Annotated in this window: 14 protein-coding genes; 5 read left to right on the forward strand and 9 right to left on the reverse strand. The window is 39.0% G+C overall.

Going from position 1 to position 19,335, the window contains the following annotated elements; translation table 11 throughout:
• Positions 1-219: 219 nt before the first annotated feature.
• Positions 220-4,461, reverse strand: coding sequence for a translocation/assembly module TamB domain-containing protein (locus H9L23_RS01140; protein WP_246474803.1), 4,242 nt, complete (start codon positions 4,459-4,461; stop codon positions 220-222).
• Positions 4,462-4,724: 263 nt separating this feature from the next.
• Here H9L23_RS01140 and tsaD point away from each other — a divergent pair, with 263 nt between their 5' ends.
• Positions 4,725-5,726, forward strand: coding sequence for a tRNA (adenosine(37)-N6)-threonylcarbamoyltransferase complex transferase subunit TsaD (tsaD, locus tag H9L23_RS01145; RefSeq protein WP_187593241.1), 1,002 nt, complete (start codon positions 4,725-4,727; stop codon positions 5,724-5,726).
• 671 nt (positions 5,727-6,397) lie between these two features.
• Here the strand turns inward: tsaD and recA are convergent.
• The 3 genes from recA to H9L23_RS01160 form a co-directional block, all read right to left on the reverse strand.
• Positions 6,398-7,411: a recombinase RecA gene (recA, locus tag H9L23_RS01150; protein WP_108199802.1), complete on the reverse strand. Its 1,014-nt coding sequence runs from the start codon at positions 7,409-7,411 to the stop codon at positions 6,398-6,400.
• A gap of 134 nt (positions 7,412-7,545) precedes the next feature.
• A complete protein-coding gene (gene nth / locus H9L23_RS01155; protein WP_187593243.1) occupies positions 7,546-8,211 on the reverse strand; it encodes an endonuclease III in 666 nt (221 codons plus the stop codon).
• A gap of 318 nt (positions 8,212-8,529) precedes the next feature.
• Positions 8,530-9,468 (reverse strand): helix-turn-helix domain-containing protein, encoded by a 939-nt coding sequence (locus H9L23_RS01160; RefSeq protein WP_187593244.1) that lies wholly within the window; start codon positions 9,466-9,468, stop codon positions 8,530-8,532.
• A gap of 207 nt (positions 9,469-9,675) precedes the next feature.
• Between H9L23_RS01160 and H9L23_RS01165 the strand changes: the two genes are divergently transcribed.
• Positions 9,676-10,365 carry an LA_2272 family surface repeat-containing protein gene (locus H9L23_RS01165; RefSeq protein ID WP_187593246.1) on the forward strand — a complete coding sequence of 230 codons (690 nt, stop codon included), beginning with the start codon at positions 9,676-9,678 and terminating at the stop codon, positions 10,363-10,365.
• Position 10,366: 1 nt separating this feature from the next.
• Here H9L23_RS01165 and H9L23_RS01170 read toward each other — a convergent pair whose 3' ends face one another.
• From H9L23_RS01170 to H9L23_RS01180, 3 genes are all read right to left on the reverse strand, one after another.
• A complete protein-coding gene (locus H9L23_RS01170) occupies positions 10,367-11,560 on the reverse strand; it encodes an MFS transporter (RefSeq protein WP_187593248.1) in 1,194 nt (397 codons plus the stop codon).
• 371 nt (positions 11,561-11,931) lie between these two features.
• Positions 11,932-12,126 carry a hypothetical protein gene (locus H9L23_RS01175; protein WP_187593249.1) on the reverse strand — a complete coding sequence of 65 codons (195 nt, stop codon included), beginning with the start codon at positions 12,124-12,126 and terminating at the stop codon, positions 11,932-11,934.
• An 88-nt stretch (positions 12,127-12,214) separates the two neighbouring features.
• On the reverse strand, positions 12,215-12,799 hold the full coding sequence (locus H9L23_RS01180) for an RNA polymerase sigma factor (RefSeq protein ID WP_025142483.1): 585 nt from the start codon (positions 12,797-12,799) through the stop codon (positions 12,215-12,217).
• A 258-nt stretch (positions 12,800-13,057) separates the two neighbouring features.
• Here H9L23_RS01180 and uvrA point away from each other — a divergent pair, with 258 nt between their 5' ends.
• Positions 13,058-15,871 carry an excinuclease ABC subunit UvrA gene (gene uvrA, locus H9L23_RS01185; RefSeq protein WP_187593250.1) on the forward strand — a complete coding sequence of 938 codons (2,814 nt, stop codon included), beginning with the start codon at positions 13,058-13,060 and terminating at the stop codon, positions 15,869-15,871.
• Between the two features lie 8 nt (positions 15,872-15,879).
• Positions 15,880-16,533, forward strand: a complete 654-nt coding sequence (locus H9L23_RS01190) for a LysE family transporter (RefSeq protein WP_187593251.1) — start codon at positions 15,880-15,882, stop codon at positions 16,531-16,533.
• Here H9L23_RS01190 and H9L23_RS01195 read toward each other — a convergent pair.
• Together H9L23_RS01195 and H9L23_RS01200 are read right to left on the reverse strand one after the other, a co-directional pair.
• Entirely contained in the window at positions 16,523-17,845 is a 1,323-nt protein-coding gene (locus H9L23_RS01195) for a M23 family metallopeptidase (protein WP_187593252.1), read from the reverse strand. The two genes, H9L23_RS01190 and H9L23_RS01195, sit on opposite strands and share 11 nt — an antisense overlap.
• A 4-nt stretch (positions 17,846-17,849) precedes the next feature.
• Positions 17,850-18,290 (reverse strand): hypothetical protein, encoded by a 441-nt coding sequence (locus H9L23_RS01200; protein ID WP_187593253.1) that lies wholly within the window; start codon positions 18,288-18,290, stop codon positions 17,850-17,852.
• A 197-nt stretch (positions 18,291-18,487) separates the two neighbouring features.
• Between H9L23_RS01200 and H9L23_RS01205 the strand changes: the two genes are divergently transcribed.
• Positions 18,488-19,333 (forward strand): metallophosphoesterase family protein, encoded by an 846-nt coding sequence (locus tag H9L23_RS01205; protein WP_187593254.1) that lies wholly within the window; start codon positions 18,488-18,490, stop codon positions 19,331-19,333.
• Positions 19,334-19,335: the final 2 nt, after the last annotated feature.

A 19,335-nucleotide genomic window follows, 5' to 3' on the forward strand; every position in this document is an offset into this window, starting at 1 on the left:
AGTCCGGTGGTTCTTCGGCTGGAGATTCTTCACTGCGTTCAGAATGACATGTTCTTCAACAGTTAACCGCTAACTACCATTAATTCATGCGAAATGTCACCCTGAGCGGAGTTGAAGGGTCGTTACTTTGGAGTTGTGTGTTTGGAGTGGATTAACCGGTTTAAACAATTAACCGATTAATCCCTTAACAATTCAGAAATCAAACAATGCAACAATAACTTATCTTCTTTCTTTCCCCTTACTCTGATTAATAATCGCATCCTTGCTAAGCGATTTATTCGTTTTAACCGGAGCTTCACTTTGTCTCCGTTTCAAATTACGGCGATAGGCACCAGAAATTTTCTGAATAAACTCTTTAAACGTATCAAACTGTTGGGTGTATAACAAACCAAACGAGGTTACGTTCGCCGTCGGGCTGATTCCGCTGTTTAAGAAAATACTCTGTTGTGTTGGTGGTTTATTGGCGGCTTTAATCGTTAAACTACCATCTTTCCTTAGTAAAAATAAGGCCTCAACCTCCCTACCCACATTATTATCTCCGAAATTGATCAGTGTAAAATCGTTTACACTATTCCGGTCTACAATACCCGCATTGATAATCAAACGGTCGTTAAAGAATTTGAACGATGCATTGGCCTCACTTAAAGAACGCACGTTTAAATCCACAAAGTTTAAATTTAACGACGACAGCACATTGTTAAACTGGTTAAATACCAATTCTGTAGCCGTACTGGTGGCCGTAGAGCTCAGCTGGTTTCCGATAGATTCGCCACCATTGCCGGGCGCAAAACTCCTTCTGATGATTAAACTGAAAGCCTGTAAATTCAGGTTATTCTGGTCGCTCAAATAAGTCTGTAATTCTTCTTTTATAGAAGGCTGTGCAGGGAAATTGATATCCAGTTTAATATCCGGTTTCAATAATAAACCCGTTAAACCCATCTCTACCTCGGTATTTACCCTTTGATTGGCGTTGCTACTTGCATCGCGATTGGCAGCCTTATAAAGGTCGTTTAAGCTGGCTCTTAACGCATAAACGGCTTTTAAGTTAATCTGTGCGGCTGTAGGATTACCCGTCCAGCGGATGGTTCCCCCTTGCCTGATATCGAACTTTTTGTTGATGACCTCCTGTGCCGTAAAATCGAAACTTCCCGTTTCAATAATGTAATCGCCCGACATCTCAAAATCGCCAAAACTATTAATATTCAGGTTTAATTCGGCATTACCTTTACCACTCAAATTACCCAATGTAGTGTAAATATTGGCCGTGGTATTCGGATCAATGGTTAGTTTAAAGCTAAGTGTAATACCATCGAAGTTTGTTTTTTTCTTGATCACAACCGAAGAATCCCGGCTCACAAAATTGATGAAGTCTTTGTCTGATATTGTTTCAGAGCTGTTTAAAGGCAGGTTAAAAATCGTTCCTTTTTCAGTTTTGGCTTTAATATCGATTTTCATCTTATTCGTAGGCCCCTTAAAACTGAATACCCCAGTACCATAAGCGCGTCCATAATATACCGAGTTATCTTTTGCGGTGGTATTCAATGCCATTAAATTATTGGCATTTACGGTTACGTCCAGGGTAGGATAGTTAATATTGTTTAAATCGACGGAGCCAGTTGCCGTAGCCTCGTGTCCTTCAAGATCGTTTAAGGTAAATTTATCCAGTTCAATAATGCTGTTCTTTACCTCTACTTTATCGGTAATTACATAAGTAGCTTTCAGGTAATTTACCATCAGCTGGCCTTTATCCAGAGCCACACTTCCGTTAATTTCTGGTTTATCAAATTTTCCTTTTACAGTTAAATCTGCAGAGATATTACCTTTTAAATTCGATACCAGCTCTTTAACAAATGGTTCCAGTATGGTTAGCTTACTTTCATTCATTTTAACCGCAAGGTCAATCTGCTCTTCCTTTAAATCGAGGTTTCCGGTAAGTTTAAAAGTTTCCGAATCATCGGCTACCACACGGGTAAACACATTTATTTTTTGGCTCTCGTTGTTATATGAAGAGGTATCGGTTAACGTTCCGATATAAATGTTATTAAAGTTTAACGAATCAATCTTTAAATCGTCGGTAGCCCTGGGCGCCTTTAATACGCCATACAGATTCGTTTTTCCATTTGCATTTCCGCCAAGTTTAACACCGAAACCTTTGGTGAAAGGGTTCAGGGTTTTAAGGTTAAAATCTTTAAAACCTACACTGATCAGGTCTTTTGGGTCTTCTGAAATCAATCCATCAATGGTTACTTGCTGATTTCCATTGGTGAGGTCGAAATTAGTGATTTCTGTTTTGCCGTTGTTCAGTACGATGCGCACCTTCTCCTGGATACGCCATTCTTCACTATTGATTTTTAAGATGGAAGGTAGTACACTCAATCTTGCCGTAGTGTCCTGATTTTTGGTAAACTCTACCAAACCGTTCAAATCGAGCTGGTTGGCTTCGTTTGAATTCGACATTTTTACGTTGAAAGCCAAACTGTCATTCCGCAGAATGTTCGATATATTGACGTCTTTGATAAACAAACTATCGTTGATCTGCACACGGTCGGAAGTGATAATCAGTTGTAGCTGTTGGGTAGTGGTATTTTCATCGAGGATGATATTGTTCACCACAATGCCGTTATATTTCAGTTTCTTCACAAAACCATTTAAGGTGGCTTTGTTGTTCCGCGAATCGAAATCGCCCGTTAGTGTTGCGCCTTCTTCCAGTTCCAAACCCGGGGCAAAAAGCTGCGCCAGCGGTTCGAATTTTTTCACCATCAGGTTAAATTCAAAAATCTGGTTTTTGTATTTGATGATATCAGCCTTTAGCGATGGTACATAGGTTTTGGCGATGGCTTTATAATATGATACAATCGAATTCAGGTCGTACTCGCCTTTTATGCTCGCATCCAAAATGTCGGAGCGGATATCCAGCACACGGTTAGCCCCTGTGCCATTGGCAGTCAGTTGTACCGAATCTACACTGTAAATACCTTTTGGATTTTTCAGGCTGATCTCCTGGATCAATAATTTACCCGAAATATTGTTGAGGTTGGTGCCCGAAAAATTAGTGGTGAATTTTGCATCAACCATCAGTGAATCTTTCAAAAGTTTTAAAGCTTTTAAACGTGCTTTAGAAATGGTTGCATTGAAATTGAATACCGGTAATTTAGGGTTCAGGTTTACCCCGCCATCAAAAACCAGTTTAACATTACGGTCGTTAATGCTAAGTTTGCCATCGAAGTATTTTTTATCGAAAGTTCCATCAATTTTTACATTGTGATAGCGGTAATTGTTAAAGTCGATGTAATCTACATCGCCGTTTATTTTCTCTGTTAAATCTTTCAGTTCCGTTCCGCGACCTTTTACATACAAGGAAGAACTGATGCGGCCCAGGCTTTTTTCATCAATCAGATTGCCGATGTTAAAATCGTAGGTTTTTACATTTCCGGTGTAAGAAGGTACATCGTTTTTATCGATCTTCATGTTTACATCCGAAACAATGCGGCCCAGCTTGGTCTTAAATTCGCCATAAGCAATAAAATCGTTCTGAAAGCCCGTAAAACTCCCGTTAAAGTTGATGTTTCCGAATTTGTTAACAATAGCCGGTATCATTTTCTTTTTGCTATTGGTAATGCCTCCCAGTACCTCATCAAGATCCGTTTTGTTGGTTCCCGCCATCTCGATATTCAGGTCCATAAAAGTTTCCTTCCACTTTGGAAGTCCTTTTAAAATAAAGTCACCTTTAATGTGTGTGGCTTTTCCTGTTCTTAACGATAGTTTTTTAGCCTTAAGGTTGTTCACCAGTCCGGTAATCTGTCCGTCTACATCAAGATCGAGTTTCATGGTATTCAGTTCAGGTGCAAAGAAGGCTACATCACGCGAAGTAATGTGGCTATTCTTAAAAATAGCCTTCATCCGAACATTATCTATATAGTGGTTAAAGTCTTTATAACTGTTAAACCGCATCTGGTAATAATCCGTTAAACGGCTCTGATTGGTTTCTAGCAGCAGATTTTTTAATTCTATAGCATTGCTGTCGATGGTGGTTTGCGCCGTAAGGTTTTTTAGATAAAATCCGCTACGTTCTTTAAAGGTTAAGTTTTTGATATTGGTTTTAACCAAGTGGTTTTTCATATCAAGCCCTTCGAAAATACCGCTCAGTTGTTTTAAGTCTACATTATCGAAGTTTACACTGCTACCTTGTGTGGTATCCTTTGCTGCAAAATTTTTATACCTGAAAGCAAATTTATTTAAAATCAGGCGGCCAAGTTTCACATCAAAAGGCTTACTTTTCTTTTTCTTTACAGTAGGTTTACCAGAATCGAAGTAGTTGATGATGAAATCGAGGTTAGAAGACTTATCTTTGAAATCCTTTAGGAAAAACTGCCCGTTATTGATCTGTACCGTATTGATATCGATTATCTTTTTATCAATGGATAATTGATTGATATCGACCATAAACTGAGGTGTGCTCAATAATGTGTCTTTTTGTAGGTCAAGTACCAGTAAATCTTCCAGTACAATAGACTTGAAAGGTTTGATATACAGGCTTTTGATTGATACGGTAGTTTTAAGCTCTTTTGATAGGTATGCCGCGGCTCTCTGAGCAAAATAAGTTTGAACAGACTTAAATTGCAGAGAAAAAATAACAAGCGCGAGCAGCAAAATTATTGATGCGATTACCCAAAGGAGTATTTTAAATAGTTTTTTAATAATTTTGCAGCTTAAATATTAATAATTTGTCTGTTTTACTTGCTATCGAGTCCTCTTGCGATGATACTTCAGTTGCCATTTGTAACAACGGCAAAATTACTGCCAATGTTATTGCAAACCAAACAATTCATCAAAATTATGGTGGTGTAATCCCTGAATTGGCATCAAGGGTACATCAACAGAATATTGTGCCTGCCGTACAACAGGCTTTGATTGATGCCAATGTTACAAAACAGGACATTAATGCCGTTGCTTTTACACGTGGGCCTGGTCTTTTAGGGTCATTGCTCGTAGGTGTTTCTTTTGCAAAATCTTTTGCATTAGCCTTAAATATACCTTTAATTTCTGTCAATCACATGCATGCGCACATTCTGGCGCATTTTATCGATGATCCTAAACCCAATTTTCCTTTCTTATGCCTTACCGTTTCGGGCGGACATACGCAGATTGTGCTGGTGAAAGATTATTTTGATATGGAAATTGTGGGCGAAACCCTGGATGACGCTGCCGGAGAAGCATTTGATAAAACAGCTAAATTGTTAAATCTGCCTTATCCCGGCGGACCATTGGTAGACAAACATGCTAAACTTGGAAATCCTTTGGCTTTTAAATTTGCTGAACCGCAAATAGCCGATCTGAATTTTAGCTTTAGCGGTTTTAAAACTTCGATTCTTTATTTTATCAGGAAACAGGAAAAAGATAATCCCAATTTTATTGCCGAAAATTTAGATGATATTTGTGCTTCGGTTCAACATAGCATTGTTCAGATTTTGATGAACAAGTTAAAGAAAGCGGCAAAACAATATCATATTAAAGAGGTAGCTATTGCGGGTGGCGTTTCGGCGAACTCTGGTTTAAGAAATGGATTGCAACTTGCGGCAGATGAATTGGGCTGGAACATTTATATTCCAGCCTTTCAATACTGCACCGATAATGCCGGTATGATTGCTATTGCAGGTTATCAGAAATACCTGAAAAAAGATTTTGTAGGGCAGGATGTTTCGCCAAAGGCGAGGATGGAGTTTTAATAGATGGGTTAACTGGTTAATTGTTGAAATCGGTTAATCGGCCAGGAGTGCTAAGTTATTGCTCATTAGTTCTCGCCACAATGTCATTGCGAGGAGGCTTTTTCTGCCGTCGAAGTAATCTCACTGCGGTAGAAAAATCGAGAATAGGTAAATCAGCGGTAAAAAAATCCTGAACCAAATTCAGGATGATGATCGCGAGGGGAGAAGGGCAAAAAAGAGAGAAATACAGTTGAGAATGCCTTTACGTGTTTCCCGTGAATCTATGGCTAAAATAAAACAGCTAAAATAAATACCGGCAGATAAAACTGCCAATAAACCTTCCGGCTTCGGATCTCCGACACCGGACTTTAAAAATTATATATGACTGGAGCATCGTTAATATTTTGGATTGTTTGTGCGATACCGCTTATTGCCATCATTTACTGGTTGATCAGGAAAGATAAAAATAAGCTGAAAGGAAGTTGGGGGTAATTATTTTAGGTGCGCTGGTTATTGCTGCACTTTTAGTAATTGTATATGTGACCAAAGACTTTGATACTGTTTTTAGCCAGAACTAAAAATGCGTTTTTTTAAGCATTGTTGAAATTCTTTAAAAATGATCGATTAAGTAAAATGCCCTGCTAAATTATCTTTAGCAGGGCATTTTTGTATGATACGGAGTCAAAGATGGCTTATTTCTCAGCCAATTTTTCCCCTGTTACTTCTGCTTTAATTTTGATTTCCAATTCTTCAGCAAGTTCTGGATTATCGCTTAACAATTGTTTTACGGCATCTCTACCCTGACCAAGTTTGGTATCTCCGTAAGAAAACCACGATCCTGCTTTTTTGATGATTCCAAAATCAACACCTAAGTCGATAATCTCACCATTTTTAGAAATACCTTCACCAAACATTACATCAAATTCTGCAATACGGAAAGGCGGGGCCACTTTGTTTTTAACGATTTTTACTTTTACACGGTTACCAGAAACTTCGTCAGAATCTTTAATCTGTGAAATACGACGGATATCTAAACGTACCGATGCATAGAATTTTAAGGCGTTACCACCTGTTGTCGTTTCAGGATTACCAAACATCACACCGATTTTATCACGCAACTGGTTGATGAAAATACAGCAACATCCGGTTTTCGAAATAGTTCCGGTTAGCTTACGTAGCGCCTGACTCATTAAACGGGCATGTAACCCCATTTTACTATCACCCATTTCACCTTCAATCTCACTTTTAGGAACCAGGGCAGCAACAGAGTCAATTACAATTACATCGATAGCGCCGGAACGGATCAGGTTATCGGCAATTTCCAATGCCTGCTCACCATTATCTGGCTGAGAGATTAAAAGGTTATCGGTATCTACACCTAATTTCTTGGCATAAAACTGATCAAAAGCATGTTCCGCATCAATAAATGCTGCGATACCACCTTTTTTCTGTGCTTCGGCAATAATGTGTGTTGCCAAAGTTGTTTTACCAGAAGATTCTGGGCCATAAATTTCAATCACACGGCCTTTTGGAATACCGCCAATGCCTAAAGCGATATCTAAACTGATTGATCCTGTAGAAATAAAGTCTATTGGTTCAATGGCAGAATCGCCAAGTTTCATGATGGTACCTTTACCATAAGATTTCTCTAGTTTATCTAAAGTTAGCTGTAGGGCTTTTAATTTATCTGGATTTGCAGTGCTCATTTCTTTTTTCATTGATTGCGTAAATATAATCGATTCTCGGCTAATATGATCAAATGTTGATATTTATAATGCTAAAATATTTAGCTAAGGTAAAAGTTTTTTGGCTAATGTCAATAGTAAAGTGAAAATATTTTTTAAGCTTTTAATTTATCTCTTTCATTTTGTGCGGTAAGGCGTTCAAAGTACCTGCACATATAGGTAATTTCGCAAACATCACATTTAGGGCTCCGGGCCACACAAACATAACGTCCGTGCAAAATCAACCAATGGTGAGCAATGTGGATATCGTGTTCGGGCAAATGTTTAACCAGGTCTTTTTCTACCGCCAAAGGTGTTTTTCCATTAGTCAATCCCAAACGGTTGGCCACGCGAAAAACGTGGGTATCAACAGCCATAGCCGGTGAGTTGTAAATTACCGAAGCAATTACATTGGCGGTTTTACGTCCTACTCCTGGCATCTTTTGCAGGTCGTCTATACCTGAAGGTACTACATCATTAAACTCGTTTAGCAAAATATTGGCCATGCCTACCAAATGTTTAGCCTTATTATTAGGATAACTAATGCTCCTGATGTAATCGAAAACAATGTCGGGGGTAGCTTCTGCCAGCGCTTTTGCATTTGGGAAACGTTGAAAAAGGGCAGGGGTAACCATATTTACCCTTTTATCGGTGCACTGTGCGGAAAGGATTACGGCGACCAAAAGCTGGTAAGGGTTGTTATAATGTAACTCGGTTTCTGCATCAGGCTGCTTGGCCGAAAAATGTTCTACAAAAAGTTTGTAGCGTTCTTTTTTAAGCATGGGCAAATATAAGGGAAAGATATAAAATGGAAGAGGCTTTAATGGTCATTAGTTCATTGGTAAATTGCTACATTGTTTAATTGTTAAGACAGGTGTTGTTGGTTAAATGGTTAACTGTTTAAATCGGTTAAGCGACGCGATACGCTTCACATCTAACCGGTTCATTGATTCATTTGTTAATAGTCTCGTGGTTCATGGTTGATAGTTTAACCGGTTAATTGTTTAAATGACGCTAAGCGCCTAACGCTCGTCGCAAAACTGACTAATTTATCAAGGACTGCCGACTCCTTACTAAAGACTAACCTCCACCCATCTCTCTCAATAATTTATCACACTCGGCAAAAGCATGATACAAGTATTTGTTCCGGTGCTTTTCCCTTGCCCGCTAAAGGAAACTGATTTCATGATCAGGCCCTGCATCCATTGTTTGGTTTGTTTGCAATAGGGCTGATCTTCAGTTCTTAAATAGTTAAAGGTATTAAACCTGTTATAACAGGCCATGCTGTCTTTAAAATCGACCAGATAGGAGATGCTCCCCAAAACATCACAGTTATACCAATTGAAGGTGTGTGCCGGATCGATGGTTTTTTTACTGCTGATGGCGTACATATTCATATCAGTAAGGCAATACCTCACCTGTTCAATAATCTGCTCGGCAAGCGCTTTGGTAATATAACCTGCTTCAAAGGCATACCTGATCTGTTCAATGGTGCCATGAACGGTATCTTTCGACCATATTTCAGTACAGGGGATTTCTAAATAAATCTGGTTCAGCTCTTTGGAGATTTCGATAATTTCTGCCGCAAAGCCGCTAGGGTCAAATTTTACATCAGTATTCATCACACTGTCTGACCAGAAAAATAGCTTGAAGCAAGTGAGTTCGGGATATTTAAAAAAGTGGAACAGTGGAATATCATCAGTGGTTATGGTGATGTGTTTGTGCTTGCTTTGTTGGATCTGTTTTAGGTTTTTGAGCAGGTCCTGCAGGTACAGCAACATATTCGGTATTTCCTGATCTACACTTAGATAATCAAAAGTTACGGTAGGCAGCTGATCGGGTTTATAGATAAAAGGCACCCTGAAACTATCAGACAGCTTGATAATCTGTTGAAGATTAAGAATACTGCTCCCCCTTATTTTTTTATAAGCCTCATTGGTGCTTACTTCCAGAACTTCAGCGATGCTTTGCGCCATGTTCTGATATTCAGGTAATGCTGCCTTGATCGCTTCGAAAAATAATTCCTGCTGATTTGCCATAAAAGAATAATTTATAAATTGAATTTAAGGTAATTATATCACTAATCAAGTTTTTTGGATTAATAAGTTAATCAGTCTTAAACTTAAAGGATACAATTAGATAATTATATCGCTTATAAGGATGTAAAAAAGGAGTTGTGTAACCTTAAAGGGTAATATGAATTTTTCAAACTGCTGATCTTTGGTTATACACTAAATCACAACATCATGAAAAATCAAATCGTAATGATCACATTGACCCTTCTTTTATTGAATACAAGAGGATATGGTCAGGATAAGAAAAATCATTTCCCGGCAGCAACATTTCATCAAGCGGATGCAAAAATAACAGGCATTTCTTTTGGGGTTTTTACCGGATTATCTGAAAAGCATAGCAACGTATTGACCAATGGTTTGCGGTTGGAGCTAGTGGGTATTGGGTTATTGTTGCCACTTATACCACGTAGTCCGATTGATGAGCGCGATAGCCTGATTCAAATAAGGGAGGTGAAATTTACTGAAAAAATCAACGGGCTAAATCTTTCAGGTTCAGGAACCGTTTGCGACGATTGTATCGTTAATGGGCTTACGGTAGGCGGGATAGGACAATATCTGTATGCTACAAACGGGATTTCTATTTCTATTGTCGGTCTGATTGCAGAAAAACACAATGGCCTGCAGCTCTCGATGTTTAATGATGTACATAAGGGCAATGGAGTGCAAATAGGTATTGGTAACAGTGCGATTGATTATAAAGGTATTCAGGTATCCGTATTAAGTAACCATGCCCTAAAATCCCGGGGTATTCAGGTCGGCTTGTTTAATAAAAGTAAAAACTTAATGGGATTGCAGGTTGGGCTTTGGAATGTGAATCAAAAAAGAAAAATACCACTGATCAACTGGAACTTCAAAAGTTAATTTAATGCATCACTACGTATTTCTCTTGGCCTTCTGTTTCAATGGCTGGTTTTGAGCTGTTACTCTTAATCAGCCAAAAGGCAAAGAAAGCACCAACAAGGGCCATTGCTGCGCCCACGTAAGCCGGAGAAGTATAATCGAAGCCATAAACCAATGGAAGTCCGCCGAAGAAAGCACCTAAGGCATTACCGATATTAAAACTTGCCTGACTTGCCGAAGCCGCCAGCATTTCGGAGCCTTTGGCACTCTGAATCATCAACATCTGGATAGGAGCAGCTAAAGAGAAAGCAACCGCACCGGTAACAAAAGTCATGATTAAGGCCAGCGGCTGACTTGCCGAAACAAAGTGCACGATGGTTAAGGTAACTACCATAGTGAGTAATAATGCTGCAGATGCTTTAGCAGGTGAGAATTTATCTGCTAAACGTCCGCCGATATAATTGCCGAACATCATGCCCATACCGGCCAACATTAAAATATAGGTTACAGCATTTGACGAAAAACCTGCAACTTCTGTCATTAAGGGGGCGATGTAGCTATACCAGGTGAACAATCCACCAGTTCCGATGGAAATCATGAAAATGATGATCCAGGCTTCACGTTTTTTGAAGAAACTTAATTCGGCTTTTAAATCACGGTTTTTTGTCGCTTCCAAGGCGGGCAGCCATAATTTTAAACTTAATAAGGTTACCAGCCCCACAAATACTACCACGGCAAAGGATATACGCCATGAGAAATTGTGCCCGATAAAAGTACCCAATGGTACGCCTACAATATTGGCAATGGTTAAACCCATAAACATTAATGACACAGCTTGTGCAGCTTTACCCTTTTCGGCAATTCTACTGGCTACTACCGAACCAACACCGAAAAATGCACCATGCGGTAAACCTGAAAGTAACCTGGCGATAAATAAAGTATTAAAAGTTGGGGCGAAAGCAGAGAAAGCGTTAAAAATGGTGAACATAATCATCAAAGCGATCAATATCATTTTCGGTGGATATTTACCTGCAATCATAATTAACAAAGGGGCACCGATTACCACGCCCAATGCATAGGCAGAAATTAAATGACCGGCTTGTGGGATGGTTACTGCTAAATCTTTCGAGATATCAGGCAATAGGCCCATCATCACAAATTCTGTGATCCCGATGCCTAAACCACCTAAAGTGAGTGGAAGTAAATTCTTGTTCATAGCGCCCTTAGTGTTAAAATTACACTATGCAAAGGTAGGGCTTTTTATGAAAGCAGATTGTAAAAATTAGGACATTTATGGGGATGGAAGATGGAAGATGTTAAATTGCTTTATTGTTGAATTGTTTTATGGTCGATAGCTGAATGGTTCATGGCTGATGGCCAATTTGCAATGGCTAGTATGCAATTATCATTGAAATGGTTTTCAGTTGGCAATTTGCTTTAGCAATTTAGCCATCCAACAATAAAGCAATTCGGTAAGCAGTTTGCAGTTACCGATGAACCAATGGCCAATGAACTAAAGAACTTTTTGTACAAAAAAAAGCTTGTCCCACCTCGTGAAACAAGCTTTTTTGGCTCGTGTAAAATTTACTACTTTGCTCTGCTGTAAGCTAAAATCTTTTTGATGGTTTCATCTTGAGGATTCGTAGCCAGTCTATCTAACTTACCTTTTATTTGATCATAAAATAAGTCGATTTCTGCGTCAGATTCAATATCAGTTTTAGGCTGAAACATGTTAGGTGTAGGTAAATTTACATTGTTTTTTGATGTAGAGGTTTTTGTCATAAGCAACTGAATGTGATAAGTTTTATAAACTTAACGATTGTTCAGATGCTTTATTTCAACCCCTAAAAAAAAATATGTAACATTTTCGCTACCCTTTATAGGTCATCTCCTTCGTCTTGAGCATTTTACGAAGATTGCTCAATGCATAACGCATACGGCCCAGGGCAGTATTGATGCTTACATCGGTTAAATCAGCAATCTCTTTAAAGCTTAAATCTGCATAATGACGCATTAGAAGCACTTCTTTCTGCTCATCGGGCAACAAATGAATCATTGCTTTTAAATCTTTATGGGTCTGGTCGCGGAGCATTCTGTCTTCCGCGCTCTCATCATAAAACTGTAGCATATTGAAGACATCCATTCCATCAGAACTGGTGATGATGGGAGTTCTTTTTTCTTTTCTGAAATAATCTATAACCAGGTTATGCGCAATACGCATTACCCAAGGTAAAAACTTACCTTCTTCGTTATATCTTCCTGATCGCAGGGTATTAATTACTTTTATAAAAGCATCCTGAAAAATATCCTCCGCCAGATATTGGTCCTTAACCAATAAGTAGATAGAGGTATAAATTTTACTTTTATGTCTTCTTAAAAGTTCCTGCAATCCATTCTCGTTCCCGGTAATATATACCTTTACCAGGTCCTGATCGTTATATGATTGTAAATTCATAGGTTTACCTACACTAAATCCCTTACTATTTGCCAAAAATTAATTTGTAGATGTTTAATTTCTATAGCTCTTCTCCTATGTTTTTTGAATGTGTTAGTTTGGTTTTGAGGTTGTTAATATTCAAAGAAAGTTATTTTTTTATCAAAAAACAAAAAATAAAATGTTAAAAAATAAATTAACCGTCTCAGTACCCTATTTTTGTATGTTCTTAAAACCCTAACAACATTCTGGGGTTATACATTATATTCTTTACGATACATGAGCAAAAAAGAGGCCGAAAAAGATCCGCATAAAAATATTATCATAAAAGGTGCCCGTGTGCACAACCTAAAAAACATCGATGTTGCCATTCCAAAAAATAAGCTTGTGGTGGTTACGGGTATGTCTGGTTCAGGCAAATCTTCGCTTGCGTTTGATACTTTGTATGCAGAGGGGCAACGCAGGTATGTAGAAAGTTTATCTTCCTATGCCCGCCAGTTTATGGGTAGGATGAATAAGCCTGATGTTGATTATATTAAAGGTATTGCTCCGGCAATTGCCATCGAGCAAAAGGTAATTACTTCCAATCCACGCTCAACGGTTGGTACCTCTACCGAAATTTACGATTACCTGAAATTGCTTTTTTCCCGAATCGGGAAAACCATTTCGCCTGTCTCTGGCAAAGAGGTAAAAAAAGATTCGGTAAGTACAGTGGTGGATTATGTAAATGCGATGCCCGAAGATACGACGGTAACGATTTTTTGCCCGCTGTACCCGCACAATAACCGAACGATTAAGGAAGAACTGGCCATTTTATTGCAAAAAGGTTTTTTACGTGTTCTGATTAACGATAAAATAGAAAAAATTGAATCTGTTCTGGATGACTCTGATTTTAAAGATGCAGAATTAACAGATGATAAAACCGTTCAGATCCTCATTGACCGTATTGTAACCAATCAGGAAGAAGAAACTTTAAGTCGCCTGGCCGATTCGGCACAGACCGCTTTTTTTGAAGGTAAGGGCGATTGTTATGTGGAGGCACAAGGTACCACAAAACATTTTAGCGACCGTTTTGAGCTTGATGGGATCAAATTTGAAGAACCTACGCCAAATTTTTTCTCTTTCAATAATCCTTATGGTGCCTGTAAGCGTTGTGAGGGTTATGGCAATGTAATCGGGATTGACGAAGATCTTGTAATTCCTGATAAGAGCAAAAGTGTTTACGATAATGCCATTGCCCCCTGGCGTGGAGAAAAAATGAATGTTTGGCTGCAGAATTTTATTAAAGCTGCACCGAAATTCGAATTCCCTATCCACCGCCCATATAGTGCTTTAACCGAAAAGGAACAGCAGTTGCTATGGACCGGTAATAAATATTTTGCAGGACTTGATGCCTTTTTTAAGGAACTGGAAGAACAGACCTATAAAATACAGTACCGTGTAATGTTATCGCGTTACCGTGGAAAAACCACTTGCCCGGATTGTAAAGGTTCGCGTTTGCGTAAAGATGCTTCTTATGTTAAAATAGCTGAAAAATCCATTATTGACGTAGTTTTAATGCCATTATCGAAAGCTTTGGTTTTCTTTAACGAATTGAAATTAAACGCGAATGATACGAAAATTGCCAAACGTTTATTGGCTGAAATTGATAACCGTTTCCTTTATTTAAATAATGTGGGCTTAGGTTATCTTACGCTCAACCGTTTATCAAATACTTTATCTGGTGGAGAATCGCAAAGGATCAATTTGGCTACCTCTTTGGGAAGTAGCCTGGTAGGGTCCATTTACGTACTGGATGAACCAAGTATAGGTTTACACCCACGCGATACAAATAAACTGATCGAGGTATTGGTTTCGCTCCGTAATGTAGGCAATACGGTTATTGTGGTAGAGCATGAAGAAGAAATGATGCGTGCTGCCGATTATATTATTGATATCGGTCCGGAAGCAGGTACACATGGTGGAAACTTGGTTTTCAGTGGTAATTACGAAGAGATTTTAAAAGATAAAAACAGTTTAACCGGTAGGTATTTATCCGGACAGGAAAAAATTGCCATACCAGAGAAACGACGTAAATGGAAAGACCATATTCTGATTAAAGGTGCCAGGGAAAACAACCTTCAGAATATTGATGTGAAATTTCCGCTTGGTGTTTTTACTGCAGTAAGTGGTGTTTCGGGATCTGGGAAAACGAGTCTGGTTAAAAAGATACTTTATCCGGCGCTTCAAAAAGCAATAGGTAATTATGCTGGTGAGCAAACGGGTGCCTATGATGGTATTTTCGGGAATTACGACCTGGTAAGTGCAGTAGAAATGGTTGATCAGAATCCTATCGGGCGTTCGAGCCGTTCTAATCCGGTAACCTATGTAAAAGCATGGGATGATATCCGGGCCTTGTTCTCAGGACTGGCATCGGCAAAAGCTGCAGGATTAAAACCAGCTGCATTTTCTTTTAATGTAGAGGGTGGCCGTTGTGATGTTTGCCAGGGCGAGGGTGAAGTGAAAATTGAAATGCAGTTTATGGCCGATATTTACCTGCCATGCGAAGCCTGTAATGGTAAGCGTTTTAAACAACAGGTTTTAGACGTTACTTATAAAGAGAAAAATGTATCCGAAATTCTGGATATGACGATCGATGAAGCTGTTGATTTCTTTAAGGATGAGCAAAAAATCCTGAATAAATTAAATCCATTGGTTGATGTTGGTTTGGGATATGTGCATTTAGGTCAATCTTCAAACACTTTATCAGGTGGTGAGGCACAACGTATTAAACTGGCCTCTTTCCTGATTAAAGGGAACAATGCGAATAAAACGCTATTTATTTTTGATGAGCCAACTACAGGTTTGCACTTCCATGATATTAAAAAACTGTTAAAAGCGCTAAATACCTTAATCGAACAGGGAAATACCATTTTAGTGATTGAACACAATATGGACATGATTAAATGTGCGGATTGGGTAATCGATATCGGCCCGGAAGGTGGCGATGGTGGCGGCCAGCTGGTGTTTGAAGGGATACCCGAAGACCTGGTTAAGGTAGAAAAATCGTACACCGGAAAATATTTAGCATCGCATTTAAATTTAAATCCATAATTTCGGCAATGCTTTTTCTAACGTTTTTCATCGGCATCGTTCTCAATGCCATGGGGTATATTCCCCCGGGCAATATCAATTTAACTGTTGCGCAGCTGGCCATTAATAAGGGCATGCGCCAGGTTTGGTATTTTATCCTGTCGTTCTCCTGCGTAGAAGTCTTTTTCACTTTCGGGATGATGCGCTTCGCGAGGTGGGCCATGAGCGATATCAATCCGAACGAAGCGGTAAGCGAAGTTCGACTGAGTACCCTTGTTGATTGCTTTATGATTGTGATGTTTTTGGTGATGGGTACCATTACCTGGAGAAACAGGAAAAAAGCACCTAAAACGAGCAATAAAAAGGATGATAAACGCAGTGGCAGCGTATTGTACGGACTAATTTTGGGGGTGTTAAACCCGGTTCAGATCCCATTCTGGTTGTTTTTTGGTAACTATGTGATTTTGCACCAATGGATTCAAACGGATTATCTTTCTCTAGTAATATTTAGTTTGGGCTCGGGTGTAGGTTCTTCTTTAGCACTTTATGTTTATGCCCATTTTGCAACTTATATCCAGGAGAAATTTGCACTGAGCAGTTTGATTATCAATAAATCAATAGCGATATTTTTATACGCACTGGCTGCATATATGGTGGTAAAACAGTTGATTATTATTTTGTAATCCAGCCGGTTTCTACACCAGCGCTGCCGATGAGTTGATAATTGCCAAAAGTACCTAAAAGGCTTACAGTTTGCCCATCGTTTAAAGTCGTTTTAACCGCTGCTAAACTATCGGGTTTATCATAAACTTTTTGCTGGAGTGTATTTATTTTAAGCTTTTTTATTGGCTCAGTTACGGGTACAAGTTTGTTGCTTTGAATAAAACCGATATTTCCATCCGGCAGCTCTGCCTTGTAATAACTCCCTGTTGCAGCATTTGCCTGTACAACTGTGCCCATACTTAGTGTTGCCAAAACAGTTGCTTCACTTTGTGGCGAAGACAACATTTTAACTGCAGATGTGGTCCTTAAGGTTTTATTTAACCTGGTGTTTGAAGCGGTAACAGCACCTGGATTTTTGGTTACGGGATCTATAAAAGGTAGTGGGTTTACTGCACCATTAAAGGCATAAACACCGAAATGTAAGTGGGTAGGAGTATTGCGGGCATTGCCCGTGTTCCCCATAAGTCCCAAAGTATCACCAATTTTTACTTCTTGTCCCTCTATTGCGATCTGTTCATCCAAATGGGCATAATACAAAGTATAATCTTTACCCTTCGGACGCATCCATACCACTTTTCCACCCAGGTTATTTTCGTTTACCCGCGTTATTGTTCCTTCCGAAACCGCGAGAACAGGTGTTCTGAAATTGCCGAAAATGTCTACACCTTCATGTTTCCTCGCATTGTTATCCCTGTCATCTCCCCAATAACTTTTTATACTGTTGGTGCTTTTTGATTTTATGGGGAAAGCAAGCGATGGGCCAGTGGTGATCTCTAATTCGTAAGCTATATTTTGCAACAGTTCTGGCTGAAGCCTAATCAGATAGGTGCCCGTTTCATCAACATCGAAAACAATTGGATTATTTAAAGTATCTGCCGAGGCAATAAGTTTTTGGCTTTGATCTGTGCTATACCACACATCGATATATATCAGGGCACCACCCGAAGGAGTTTTGTTTAGCTTTATATTCAATTTTTGCCCCTTGGTTACCTTGAATTTATAAGCAGTCGCCGGAACCTTATCCGCGGCAAAATAACCGTTCTCTCTGTATGGAATATTAATGTTCAATGCTTTTTGCGTACTAATTGTAGCGGCATTTAGCCATGCTGAACCCATTACTGTTTTATCCAGACCTATATTCACTAACTTTTTTTGATATTGCTCATGTGGACTAGCAGCCTTAAACAGGTTAACGGATCCTGTTTTGCAGGAAAGTATACCCGTTACAAATGCAATACAAAAAAGCCACAGAATGGATCTCGGAGTTTTCATTACGTTAAACCTCTTTTAAGTGGTTAAATACTGCTGCCGTTACCAATCCGCCTACAATGTACCAGGTTACCGTTAGTATCTTTGTTTTATTTGTCTTAGTAACCGGGGTATCATCAAGTCCAACTTTATCCGGAATGCTTATTGCACCCAAGCCGGCGGTAAGGCCTGCAATTGCACCTTTCAAATAAATATTTTTTTTGTCCCCTAAACCGATGGCACTATAATACAAACCATTGCTCATAATATCGCCGGCGAGTGTGGCCAGATAGAGATTATTGCCATGAGGGGCTTTCAGGTTTAAACTGTTTATCGATTTCGACAAGGCCTGTTCGCCTAAAAGATCGATTCTGGGTGCATCAGGATCAAGGTGCTTAACGCTTTCATGCAATATATTTAAGGCTGCTGCACCTGCAAAGCCAGCGAGTAACGATTTTAGTAGTTTCATAATAGAATAATCCCTTCAAGGGGTAAATTGTTTTATTTGGGTAGATATTATGCCTTTTGAGGCATTTGCGGATTTGTTTCTGTTATAAAATTGATACACAGATAAGGTTCTGTTAACCTAATCATAACATTAAATTTATGTTTAAGAAGCTTGATCACCCTAATATTGGGCTTTGATACAAAACATATTTTATCCTTATGTCTAACAGACGATTTTTCCTGAAAAATAGTTTGGCTGCTGCGGTTGTGGCCAGTATTTCGCCCGTTCTATCCTCATTTGCCGATGAACAGCATCCTGTTTCTGCTAAATCTGGTAAAGCTGCCAAATTGCGTTTCGCCATTGCATCTGATGGTCATTACGGGCAACCTGGAACAGAATATAAACTTAACCATGAGAATATCGTAAAGTGGTTGAACGAAGCACATGATAAAAACCCGCTAAACTTTGTCATCATCAATGGCGATCTGGTTCATGATCGTCCTGATTTGTTGCCCGAAGTGAAAAAGGATTATTACGACAAACTTAAAGTCCCTTTTTATGCCATTCCAGGTAACCATGATCATGCGGACACCAGGATTTGGAAATCGGTATTTGGTTACGAGGATAATTTTTCTTTCGAAAAAAATGGGGTGGGTTTTGTTCTGGCCAATACTTCCGATACCAAAGGAACTTATTTATGTCCGGACAACGATTTTTTAAAACAGGAACTTGACAAATTTAAAAACCTGAAAACTGTTTTTGTGGTATTGCATATTCCACCACATTTTTGGGTGCCGGAAAGTCCGTTTGTTGATTGTCCGGATACGATTAAGCTTTTGCACAGCTATGCAAATGTAAAGGCTGTTTTTCATGGTCACGACCACAGTCTCGATGCTGTCTTTTATACCGATAAATTGCCACATTTTTTTGATGCACACATTGGTGGAAACTGGGGAACGGCTTATAAAGGTTACCGGATTGTAGAAGTGGATGAAAACGATAAAATCCAGACTTATCAGGTAAATGCAAGCCAATCGCCATTATTAAACGAAACGAAATTCTAAAA

Source organism: Pedobacter roseus, from assembly GCF_014395225.1.
Classification (GTDB): domain Bacteria; phylum Bacteroidota; class Bacteroidia; order Sphingobacteriales; family Sphingobacteriaceae; genus Pedobacter; species Pedobacter roseus.